This is a genomic window from Paenibacillus ihuae, assembly GCF_001368795.1.
Classification (GTDB): Bacteria; Bacillota; Bacilli; order Paenibacillales; family Paenibacillaceae; genus Paenibacillus_AQ; species Paenibacillus_AQ ihuae.
In genome coordinates, this window is the sequence record NZ_LN831198.1 from 3,833,538 (window position 1) to 3,844,603 (window position 11,066).

Sequence of the window (11,066 nt, forward strand, 5' to 3'; positions counted from 1 at the left end):
AAGCGGTTTAAATCAAGAAATCCAAACCTAACAGCGGCCGGAAGTCCAAATATTCACCGTAGACACGGCCAATGCCGGTCGGTACGTTGAGAGTTCAGTTAATATACATTGGAGCACATAAATGAGAAATTTCCCGGCCGAGACCGCCAAGAAAATATTAGCAAATGAAATCAGCGTCGAAACATTATTGCAGCAGTATCCGGAATACAAAGAAGAGGTGCTGCGGGAACTGGGTTCAATGAAGAGCAGTGCCGGATCCAATGTGGTCCAAGCCATTATTGACCGCTATACCGCCAGCGCCAAGATTGCCAATAACAAGATCAGCAAAAGCGGGTTGAACGAAACCACCGTAAATGCCTTTATGCCGAATATCATCAAAGCCCGGTTTGCCATTCATCTGCTGGAGCAGTTGAACATAGCGGTTTCTTCCAAAGCTCCTGCCGCCAATGTACGGTTTAACCTGTGGGACGGGACGATCTTACAGAAGCTTTTATTCAAAAAAGCGTTCGAGCGGAAGCCTGTATCCCTCGGTTTATTTAAGTTTTTCTGGAGGTTTATCATCAACAAGAAGATTTTGATGCCGCTGGTCAATAAAAAGGGCATCTACTGCTTCTACTCCAAAGCATTAATCAAGGAGCTCGGGGCGTTAATAGGGGACAAAAAATGTCTTGAGATCGCTGCCGGAGACGGCACGTTAACCCGGTTTTTGAACGAAAATAATATTCCGTGCATCGCTACCGATGATTACAGCTGGAAGCACTATATTCAGTACCCAGCTTTTGTCGAGGAGGCGGATGCAAAATCAGCTTTGCAAAAATATAGCCCTGAAGTGGTGCTGTGCTCTTGGCCTGTCCCCAAAAATCCGTATGAAAAACATGTGTTCAAAACGGATTCCGTGAATTTATATATCGTCATCGGAACAAGAAGCCCTGCCTATACCGGAGATTTCGAAGCCTACCATAATGCTGACCTGTTTACGATGGAGCTCAGCGAGCGGTTATCCGCGCTTATGCTTCCTCCCTCAAATGAGAATGCGGTTTATCTCTTCAAAAGACGAAAAAAACCGGTTATCCGGCGAACCCACTAATCGCCGGTAACCGGGTGATTTGTACTAATCCCAATTTCTGAGGTCACTAATCCCTTTCTTCTCGCTAAACGCTTTCTCCAGATCAATGTCCAGCTTATTGGCCAGATCAAAAATATTCCACACGACATCGTACATCTCGTAGCCCAGGTTCGTCTTTCGTTCCGCATCGGGATGAAAGGACACGGACAGCACTTCCTTGGCTAATTCACCGACCTCGGTCATCAAGTATAACATCCGCTGCTCAATGGTACTCGTATCAAAGCCCTTCACTTCACTAAACGCTCTAACATACTGCTGAAATTCTGATGCATTCATTTCTTCCGCTCCTCATGAGTTCTTTAATCTTCGAATCTCATTATACATCCTCTACTAGACAAAAAAACGCAGAGCCCGGAATTGCGGGCCCCGCGTTTATCAGGAATAACGGACCTATCAGCCTAATTCAAAATAGCGGTCAGCATTATGATAACAGATATCCTGTACGATGCGGCCCAGGAAAGGCAGATCCCTTGGCGCTTCGCCGTTTACGACCCAGCCTCCGATCAGGTTACACAGAATACGGCGGAAATACTCGTGGCGCGTATAGGACAGGAACGATCTGGAATCCGTCAGCATGCCTACAAAGCAGCTGAGCAGGCCGAGATTCGACAGGGATGTCAGCTGCTTGATCATGCCGTCCTTCTGGTCATTGTACCACCAGCCGGAGCCGAACTGGATTTTGCCCTTGATGCCGTCGCCCTGAAAAGAGCCGATCATCGCTGCCAGCACATCATTCTGTGCCGCATTCAGATTGTAAATAATCGTCTTGGGCAACTCTCCGGTCCGGTCAAGCCCGTCGAGCAGCTTATATAACCGGTCGGCATAGCTGTTATCGCCAATGGTATCAAAGCCTGTATCCGGTCCCAGCTCGCGGAATCTGCGCGTATTCGGATTGCGTATTGCCCCGATATGCAGCTGCATGGCCCAGCCTTGCGCAGCGTATTTCCGGCCCATGGTCAGCATCAACGCTGTCGCATATTGGTCGCATTCCAGCCTGCTGAGGCTTTCGCCGCTCAGACGTCTGCTGAAGATATCTTCGAGGACTGAGGCCGGAGCTTCTTCATACGGCAGATGCGAGAACCCGTGGTCAGAGATCATGCAGCCCTGACGGTGAAAATATTCAATCCGTTCCAGCAGGGCACGTTCCATCAGCGCAAAGCTGGTAATCGGGTACCCTGCTGCCTGCTCCAGGCTGGTCAGATATGCCGGGAAGCTATCGGCTTCAATCAGCAGCGCTTTATCCGGTCGGAAGGTCGGTGTGACTCCGGTCTTAAAGGTGTTTTGACTTTTCCCGGCTATCCGGGCATGGTACTTCAGATCATCCACCGGATCATCTGTAGTGCAGATCCATTTCACATTGGAGCGTGTGATCAGCCCCTGAGCGGAGAAGCCGTCCGCTGCAATCCGTGTATTGCAATGCTCATAGATTTCCCGCCAGTTCTGCGGATTCAGCTGCTCCTCCACGCCAAAATAGCTTTTCAGCTCAAGGAGGGACCAGTGAAACAGCGGATTGCCGATGGTAAAGGGCAGAACCTCACTCCACTTGGCGAACTTTTCTTCATCCGGAGTACTGCCCGTAATATATTTCTCATCAACGCCAAAGGTTCTCAGCGCACGCCATTTATAATGATCCCCGCCCAGCCATAACTCTGTGATGCTGTTAAACCGTTTATCTTCAGCGATGGCCTGCGGATCAAGGTGGCAGTGGTAGTCTATAATCGGCAAGTCCTTGGCGTACTCATGATAGAGTATCCGGGCTTCCTCAGACTGCAGCAGAAAATCCTCATGAATAAGTGCCTTCATTGCTCATGTCCCCTTACCCCTTATTTCAGATACTTCTCCAGTGTGCTTCTTACCGCTCCCGGTCCGGCCAGCAGCTCGTAGAACATCCCCTCAATCTTATCGCCCAGGCCGATGTCATACAGCTTCACGCCAAACAGCTGCTCATCCTGCAGAATTGCCCGCACATGGGAATGGGTGTCTCCCAGAACAACGCCCTGCAGATGCCCCTGCAGTGTTTCGAGCAGCGGGTCAGGACTGAGGGTAAAGGCATTCCCTTCATCATCCACGCCAAGCAGATAGCGGCACCAGACGGCAATCGCCAGCGGAATGGCTGTCAGCCCGGCCGGATCCAGGTCCTCTCTGCGGATATACGATTTAATCGTTTCCCCAAAGCGGATGCCGACCTTCTGCGAGGTGTCGGTTGCAATCCGCTGCGGCGTGTCGGGAATAAACGGATTGGCGAAGCGCTCCTGCAGCACCTCATCCAGAAACTGCTTCGGACTAAGGATGCCCGGATCCACAACAACCGGCAGCCCTTCCGTGTAGCCGATGATTTCCACGAATGTGCGCAGCGTATCGTCCTTCATCTCATCGGCAATCAGGGTATAACCGAGCAGGCAGCCCGATACGGCGAGTGCGGTATGCAGCGGATTAAGGCAGGTGGTCACCTTCATCGTCTCCACCTTGTTGACGGTCTCCCGGTCGGTAAAGATAATGCCCGCCTGCTCAAGCGGAGGACGGCCGTTCGTGAACTTATCTTCAATGACCAGATATTCACTGATCTCAGCGTTTACAAACGGGGCCGTATAGGTATTCTTGGAGGTAACAATCACCTCCATCTCACCGATGCCCTGCTCAAGCAGCGCTGCCTGCACCGTTTCCGACGGGCGCGGCGTGATTTTGTCGATCATCGACAGCGGGAAAGTAATCAGCTGCTCATTCTCCAGGTAAGCCACGAAGCCTGCTTCCACCAGCCCTTTGGCGGCCCATTCCTTGGCAATGGTTACGACGCCATTCTTCAGCTTATCGCCATTATGGGAGCAGTTGTCCATGCTGACGAAGGTCATCGGGTAGGCGCCCTTCTGATACCGCTTGTATGCAAGCGAAGCGACAATACTCATGGCATGCACGGGCTGCTCCGGCCCGCCCGCAATATCCTTCTCGACGATGCCGAGATATTGGCCGTTCGGGCCGGTCAGGGAATACCCCTTTTCCGTGATGGTGAAGCTTGCCATCTGCAGGCTCGGGTTCTCGAACACCTCCGTCAGCCTGTTGTAATCATCTTCACGGTTCTTGTCGGCGGTGATGCCTTCGACGATGCTGCTAATGACTTTTTTCTGGAAATCGCCGCGCGCATTCATCAGCACCAGCAGGGTCAGATTATCATACGGCTTGTAGACTTTATCGATCATCTCGAAGTCAAAGGTTTCCGCCGCGATGATTCCCGTGTCCGCTGCGCCGCTGTCCAGCAGCTTCTGATGGGCATTCGCCACGAACCCGCGGAAGATATTGCCCGCACCGAAATGAATCCATTCCGGCTTCGCCAGCGTGTTCTTCGCTATTGTGTCATAGTCAAACTTAGGAAGGATGGCCCCGGCAGCCTCCCATGATTCTGCTTCATCCCGGATACTGGATCGGCTCAGGCGCAGCATTTATTTCGCCCCCTTCACATTATCCAGGCTGTCCCATACGCCGAGCAGATACATGATGCCCATCGCCCGGTCATACAAGCCGTACCCTGGACGGCAGTTTTTCTCTTCGCCCCACAGATGACGGCCGTGGTCCGGACGCACATAACCCGTGTACCCGTTCTCGTGGTAGGCCTTAACGACTTCCGCCACATCGACACTGCCGTCGCGCCCGCGGTGGGATACTTCGATGAAGTCCCCGTTGTCAAACACCTTCACATTGCGGATATGGGCAAAATAAATCCGGTCATGGAACTCGCGGATCATCGCCGGCAGGTCGTTCTCCGGATTCGTACCAAGCGACCCTGTACAGAAAGTCAGGCCATTGTAAGGGCTGTCTACTAAATCCAGGAAACGGCGGATCGTATCGCGGCTGCGGATAATGCGCGGCAGGCCAAAGATCGGCCAGGCCGGATCATCCGGGTGAATCGCCATTTTGATATCCACTTCTTCACATACGGGAATAATATGCTCCAGGAAATATTGCAGGTTGCCGAACAGTTTATCTTCCGTCACATCAGCATAAGCCGCGAACAGCTCATCCAGCTTCGCCAGCCGTTCCGGCTCCCAGCCCGGCATGGTGAATTGTCCTGCGCCTTGGAGAATCCGGTCTACCATCTCACGCGGATTATCGGTGATGGCAGCCTTTTCATAAAAGAGGGCGTTCGAACCATCCGGCAGCTCCTTGTACAGCTCTGTGCGCGTCCAGTCGAAGACCGGCATAAAGTTATAGCAGATGACTTTAACGCCGACTGTAGCCAGCTTACGGATCGTATCGATATAAATGTCGATATATTTGTCACGGGTCGGCAGGCCGATCTTGATATCATCATGAACGTTGACGCTTTCCACCACGGCGGTGCTGAAGCCCTTGGCCGTAATCTGATCCGCCACTTCCTGTATCCGCTCCATCTCCCAGACCTCACCGGCTACCTTGTCATGCAGCGACCAGACGATCCCCATTACCCCCGGAATCTGCCGTACATGGTCAAGCGTGATGTTATCGTTCCCTTCGCCATACCATCTCCACGTCATGTTCATTGATAAACCCTCCTTAGGATGTATAAACCATGATTGCACATGCCCTAAATCTTGTATACAAGTTTTTAGTAGATCATAAATAAACAACACAATTTTGTCAACACTTCTTTTGAAAACGTATACTATTATTGATATATAGCGAAAATGTTGACTTATCTCGTGAAAGTTTTCTTTTATCGCAGCGGGCATTGATGTATACTAGAACTTAAAATACGGATGATGGAGCCGAAACACAACGTCGATCAAAGAACAAATTATGAAGACGCTCAAGCATGAAATTCTGACCCTGACGCTGAAGCCCGGCACCATTCTCAGTGAGACTGTTTTATCCGAACGGTTCCAGATTTCACGGACCCCGCTGCGTGATGTGCTGAAACAGCTCAGTCTGGAATCCTATATTGATATCTATCCGAAGAAGGGCAACCTGGTTTCGTTCATTGATCTGGAGTCGGTTGAACAGATTATTTATTTGCGCAGTGTCCTGGAAAAAGAGATCATGAAATACCTCTCGGCCCATCTGGTGCTGAAGGGTGTACATGAGCTGAAGGAGATTCTGGACAGGCAGAAGGCGGCAATCCATCAAGAGGATGCCACAGAGCATTTCCTCAACCTGGACGATGCGTTCCACGCCGCCCTTTTCCGGCTGGCCGGACGGGAATTCCTGTGGAATCTGATCCAGCAGTCCAATGTGCATTATGTCAGATACCGGCGGCTGCACATGCTCCGTCAGGAGAAGCTGGAGGAGATCTGGACGGAGCACCAGCGTATCCTTGAATACATGACCCGGCAGGAAACGGACAAGCTGGATGCGCTGATCCATCACCATTTGCGCGAAGACATTAACTCGCTCTATTTGCAGGAGAACTTCTCAGACTTTATTAAAGCCTAGGCATCCGTTAAGCTTCAGAAGCCTACAATTGAACAAGACCATCCTGACGGGCGAATGTCCTGCTCCCTTGAGCATGGGCTGTCGGACAGCCCATTATTGTCCGCTGGGGCGAGCCGCGTTTCTGCGGAATCAGAGGGATTTATACCTCTGATTCCGTACCATGGCCGCGTTTCTGTGGAATCAGAGGGATTTATACCTCTGATTCCGTACCACGGCCGCGTTTCTGCGGAATCAGAGGGATTTATACCTCTGATTCCGTACCATGGCCGCGTTTCTGCGGAATCAGAGGGATTTATACCTCTGATTTCGTACTCCGGCCGCGTTTCTGCGGAATCAGAGGGATTTATACCTCTGATTTCGTACCACGGCCGCGTTTCTGCGGAATCAGAGGGATTTATACCTCTGATTCCGTACCACGGCCGTTCCTTAGCAGGAGCTCCACTCCAACTTCAGTCACCGCCTCATCTCAGTAGACGAGAATCACTATATATTCAGCTGCAGCCCAAACAGCCCGTTTCCGGAATGTCGGAAACGGGCTGTTCGGGCTGCTCTTCTATTCCCGGATTTCTTCAGAATCCCCCGACAGGAACAGGAAGGTTACCGTCTGCTTGCCGCTTACCGGCTCCAGCGTAAATTCCCGCTCCGTGTAAAATTCTGCGCCGTCAAACTCGACAAGCTGTTTGGATTCGCCGCTTTGGCCGCTGAACAGCAGATGCACCGTGTTGTTACTTAGCACAGAACGCCCGCAGATAACAAGCCGTGAGGTCCCCTGCACCTTCTCTTTCGCACAGAATTCATCCTAGTAACGACCTCCGTTTCTGTTTATCGGGAAACTAGATGCACCTTCAATGTTAGCTGTATCAGGGGTAGACGGCAATGTTCAATATGCAAAATGTATCGCTAAAAATGTAAGTGCACGCTCTATAAACTACAAAACCTCCTTGCCGGCAGGGGAACCATATGGAACCTGAGGGTCCCATTCGTCCACCTGTCGGCAAAGAGGTATGGATTAACTATAGGATTTGAAATACCGGCCTGTCCTGCACAAAGCGGACGGGCAGGCCGGGAAACTGCTGTGACAGCCGCTCTGCCAGCAGCTTCATGCCGGGTGCCTCACTCTCAGCGTGGCCCAGCATAATTAACGCCCGGTTGCGCCCCTGTGCGGCGGCATCTTTTACATACTCCGGAGTCTCCCATTCCGGCCCTTCTCCGGCAATAATCAGATCGAGGCCGTCCTGTTCGAACAGGGGAATGGTCATTGGACCTCCGCCTCTATAACCAACCAGAATGCCCACCCGGGTGCAGGAAGCAGTTAAATTGCCCGCCACACGCACATAAGAGATTGCCAGCTGCCGCTTCACCAGCTCTGCAGCGTCTTTGACGGACATGGCCGGAATGGTTAATATCGACACTGCGGCCCGATGCTCAGTTACATAATCCTGCCAGCCGAGTGCACGGATCAGCCCTTCTGTTATTCCGTCCGGCGTGTAACGGTGCACATAATCATGAAACCGGTAAATTCCAATACTTGAAGATGCAATCAGGGCAGATTTCTGCAAAAATACCGGATCCCCGCCCAGCCATTCCCGCTGATCCTGGTGGGTGTAATAAACCCCTTCATGAGTCACGATCAGGTTCGCCCCAAACAAAGCCGCCTGTTCAATTACATATTGCGAGGCTGCAAAGGCCGTAACGATCCCCCGCACCTCTGTCTCCAGGCTCCCCGGGTCCAGCTTGTCTACGGTTGGATCAGGCCGTTCGATACCTGCCGTCAAGCGATCAATGATATGTCCGAAGGTACTTGTCATGGCCATTCACCTCTCAGTAGATAGTGCGCTGGCTTGCATCCATAATGCCGCTCTTTCTGAAGAAATACGTATTGATCTGGTCGCGCCATTCCTTGGCATGAGCGGCCTGCCCTCGTAGGCGCTCCTCTACCTGCACATACAGATCTTCTCTGAGGTTCCCCTGCAAGCTGCTCCATAAGGTGACCAGCTCTTCTGCACGTTCTGCGCCGGCAAAATGAGTATCATAAATATGCTGGATCACCGTTTTGCCGGAATGGAGCACATGGGTATACGGAACATGATGGAAGAACAGCAGCAATTCATCGGGGCATTCCTCGAGTGAATCATAACGTGCAGCATTGCTGCCGATATACTGGGAACTGTAACCCGTACCACTCTTCACGGTCCGGTCGACTCCAATCCCGAGGTTGTCGGCATAATGGTACGTTCCCCACTGGGAATATTCATAGCCGTCCACATTCGGCCCGTAATGATGCTCCGGATTTATCATCCAGCCCACGCCGAGCGGAGCTGTGTAGGATTCATAGATCTCCCACGAATCCAGCAGAATCCGGCTGATGACAGCTGCTGTTGCCGGATCCTTGCCAAAGGTAAGAGCGATCCATTCCCCGGCAATCTCTTCCGCACTCAGCTCCGGATTCCAGGCCAAACGGCCGTATCCGTACAGATTAGCCTGGGCCAGCAGATGGCCGGTCCAGTTCTTGTCATTGCCTACATTGGACACCGCCGCGATCCCGCTGTACCGGTTGCCCCACAGCGAGCCGTCTACGATATGCTTGACCGGTGAAGCTTCCCCCTTGGCATTCGTATTGAATTCCAGCACCTCTTTCCACTGGGGGACAAGGTAACAGACATGGCGCTGCTGGCCGGTATATTCCTGGGCAATCTGGAATTCGATCACTTGATTAGTCCGTTCAAGTGCCCCGAACAGCGGGGATACCGGTTCCCGGACCTGGAAATCCATCGGCCCGTTCTTGATCTGCAGAATGACATTGTCTTTGAATTTGCCGTCTAGCGGTTTGAAGTGATCATATGCCGCTCTTGCCCGGTCTGTCTTGCGGTCGCGCCAGTCCTGCTTACAGTTGTACACGAAGCAGCGCCAGATGACGATTCCGCCATAGGGCTCAAGGGCTTCCGCCAGCATATTCGCACCATCGGCATGGTCACGCCCGTAAGTGAACGGTCCCGGACGGTTCTCCGAATCCGCCTTGACCACAAAGCCGCCGAAATCGGGGATCGCCTGGTAGATATCGGCCGCTTTGCGCTGCCACCAGCCGCGCACACCCGGATCGAGCGGATCAGCAGTGCCTACTTCCCCTTCATGCATCGGTCCGGCAAAATTAACGCTAAGGAACAGCCGGATGCCATACAGCCTGAACATATCAGCAATATTTGCCACCTCGGGCAAATAATCTGAAATAAACAGCGTCTCCAGGGCATGGACATTCACATTATTAATCGCGATGGCATTGATGCCGGTCGAGGACATCAGCCGCGCGTAGTCGCGGATCCGCCCCATATCCCCTGTAAACCGGTTATTTTCATAGAAGAAGGATCTCCCCGCATACCCCCGCTCCACACTGCCGTCAAAATTATCCCAATGATTGATCATCCGCAGCCCGTTTACCGGATTCACGGTTTCATCGAGTCCTTCAATCTCCTGCAATGTGCCGATCAGACGCAGCAGGTGAAACACTCCATAAAGAACCCCTGCCGGCGCGGTAGCTCCTACAGCAATGCAGTTATGATCTGCACTCGTGCGGATGGCGAACCCTTCGCGTCCCACCTTGCGGATGTCAGCCTCATTAAACACACGGCCGATCAGCGTATTTCCGCCCCCGAAGGTGCCGATGGCAACCCTTGAAGCGCCGGGGCTTAACTCATGTTCCGCCTGGACCCGGATAGCAAGCATGCCTTCGATGCCCCTGCTCCATTCTGCCAATGCGGCTTGAACCGTATCATCAGCTTCCGTAACGCTAACCGCTCCGCACCATTTCACATATTGCTCCTGCAGCCTGCCCTGCGGCAGTGCCGGATAGCCCAGCCAGGCGCTATAGCCATGGTCCTCTATTGAAATGTGACGCTCATTGGATTCGTTCATCATCTGGAAGACTCCTCCTGTGTGTTGCCTGAGTATTGGATACAAACCTAGCTATTGCACTTTATACAGCAGATTTCTCATAAATCAGCCGTAAAACTGAATCTGCTGCACTCTATACAGCAGAATCCGCTGAAAGTGATGATTTTGACCGGAAATCCGCAAAACTAGTGTACGAATTACAATAGAATGCGATTCAGCGCTGAGGAGTAAGTCTTTCTATTGCACGAAATACAGCAGAAATGATCCCGTGTAGACTAATTAATCTATTTATTGCAGGTACTGCAATCAAATTCCCGGATTCAACAAATCTAGTAGCCTTACTATTAGACCTTACTTTAAGCCTTTGCTGTATCCGCTAATCCTGTCAGCGAACGGCTGCCCGTACCTTCCAGGAGCCAGAGGATTGCAGTAACTCCGCGGGGGTAATACTTGCTTCCGCCGATAAGGCCGGACAAGATCTGGTCACTCCAGCACCAGTAGGACAGCTCGGGATGCAGCAGCCAGTTCACATGCGCTGCATCAGCCGCAAGCCCGCTTTCCTCCCAAGGCAGCTGCAGAATCTCCCGGGCGATGAACTGGGACAGATAGATTTTGCTGAGCCACGAGTTATTGCTTGTGGACGACAGCTTCC

9 protein-coding genes and 1 pseudogene are annotated in these 11,066 nt (G+C 52.1%); 2 read left to right on the plus strand and 8 right to left on the minus strand.

The window, feature by feature from the left end; all coding sequences use genetic code 11:
• The first annotated feature begins 121 nt into the window (after window positions 1-121).
• A complete protein-coding gene (locus tag AQR02_RS17750; RefSeq protein WP_054941617.1) occupies window positions 122-1,087 on the plus strand; it encodes a hypothetical protein in 966 nt (321 codons plus the stop codon).
• A gap of 24 nt (window positions 1,088-1,111) precedes the next feature.
• Here AQR02_RS17750 and AQR02_RS17755 read toward each other — a convergent pair whose 3' ends face one another.
• The 4 genes from AQR02_RS17755 to uxuA all read right to left on the minus strand — a co-directional run bounded on the left by AQR02_RS17755 (window position 1,112) and on the right by uxuA (window position 5,637).
• Window positions 1,112-1,402, minus strand: a complete 291-nt coding sequence (locus tag AQR02_RS17755; protein WP_054941618.1) for a MazG nucleotide pyrophosphohydrolase domain-containing protein — start codon at window positions 1,400-1,402, stop codon at window positions 1,112-1,114.
• A 117-nt stretch (window positions 1,403-1,519) separates the two neighbouring features.
• Entirely contained in the window at window positions 1,520-2,929 is a 1,410-nt protein-coding gene (gene uxaC / locus AQR02_RS17760; RefSeq protein WP_054941619.1) for a glucuronate isomerase, read from the minus strand.
• Window positions 2,930-2,949: 20 nt separating this feature from the next.
• Entirely contained in the window at window positions 2,950-4,560 is a 1,611-nt protein-coding gene (locus tag AQR02_RS17765) for a mannitol dehydrogenase family protein (protein ID WP_054941620.1), read from the minus strand.
• A complete protein-coding gene (gene uxuA, locus AQR02_RS17770) occupies window positions 4,561-5,637 on the minus strand; it encodes a mannonate dehydratase (protein WP_054941621.1) in 1,077 nt (358 codons plus the stop codon).
• Window positions 5,638-5,893: 256 nt separating this feature from the next.
• On the opposite strand from uxuA, the gene AQR02_RS17775 reads away from it, so the two are divergent.
• Window positions 5,894-6,526 (plus strand): GntR family transcriptional regulator, encoded by a 633-nt coding sequence (locus AQR02_RS17775; RefSeq protein WP_054941622.1) that lies wholly within the window; start codon window positions 5,894-5,896, stop codon window positions 6,524-6,526.
• A gap of 553 nt (window positions 6,527-7,079) precedes the next feature.
• Here the strand turns inward: AQR02_RS17775 and AQR02_RS17780 are convergent.
• The 4 genes and pseudogenes from AQR02_RS17780 to AQR02_RS34520 form a co-directional block, all read right to left on the minus strand.
• Window positions 7,080-7,262, minus strand: a complete 183-nt coding sequence (locus tag AQR02_RS17780; protein WP_187388794.1) for a hypothetical protein — start codon at window positions 7,260-7,262, stop codon at window positions 7,080-7,082.
• 277 nt (window positions 7,263-7,539) lie between these two features.
• Window positions 7,540-8,334, minus strand: a complete 795-nt coding sequence (locus AQR02_RS17785) for a Nif3-like dinuclear metal center hexameric protein (protein ID WP_054941624.1) — start codon at window positions 8,332-8,334, stop codon at window positions 7,540-7,542.
• 13 nt (window positions 8,335-8,347) lie between these two features.
• Window positions 8,348-10,435, minus strand: coding sequence for an alpha-glucuronidase family glycosyl hydrolase (locus AQR02_RS17790; protein WP_054942150.1), 2,088 nt, complete (start codon window positions 10,433-10,435; stop codon window positions 8,348-8,350).
• 335 nt (window positions 10,436-10,770) lie between these two features.
• Window positions 10,771-11,066, minus strand: a pseudogene (locus AQR02_RS34520) (glycoside hydrolase family 52 protein); the annotation flags it as partial.